This is a genomic window from uncultured Virgibacillus sp. (assembly GCF_947495635.1).
GTDB lineage: Bacteria > Bacillota > Bacilli > Bacillales > Amphibacillaceae > Virgibacillus > Virgibacillus salarius.
Genome location: NZ_CANMAB010000222.1, coordinates 1 through 618, shown reverse-complemented (window position 1 = coordinate 618; position 618 = coordinate 1). Strand labels below are relative to the sequence as shown.

Below are 618 nucleotides of genomic sequence, written 5' to 3'. Positions count from 1 at the left end.
GGAATCCCAAGAGAAATCGTTTATGATCAGGATAATTTAATCGTGGTCAGTGAAAATGGCGGGGATCTTATCTTAACGAAAGAGTTTCAACATTATAAGGAAACCAGGCGTTTAAACCTTAGGGTTTGTAGAAAAGCTGACCCAGAAAGTAAAGGGAAAATTGAAAATGTGGTTGGCTTTATCAAGCATAACTTTGCGAGACATAGAGTGTTTCACAACATTGATTCCTGGAATGAACAGGGTTGGCAGTGGCTAAACCGAACAGGGAACTATAAAATCCATAACACAACAAAAAAAAGACCGGTCGAAGTGTTCTCCTTGGAAAAGCAACACTTAAGACCAGTCGCAGAAAAATTAACTATCAAAAACAATTATGAAAATAGTATAACAAGAAGCGTCCATAAGGACAATACAATTCGTTATTTGTCGAATCGGTATTCTCTTCCACTAGGAACATTCCATAAATATGATACCGTCGGTATCAAGGAAACGGAAGACAAACAACTATTCATCTATATTACCGATACAGGAGAATTGATTGCAAAACACACTATTCCTGAAGGAAAAGGCCAATTAGTGAAGGATAGAAGCCATTCGCGCGATCGGACAAAAGGCATC

At 38.2% G+C, this 618-nt stretch carries 1 pseudogene; it reads left to right on the top strand.

What is annotated here, in order from left to right:
- Nucleotides 1-618 (top strand): annotated as a pseudogene (locus Q1A47_RS20580) (IS21 family transposase); the annotation flags it as partial.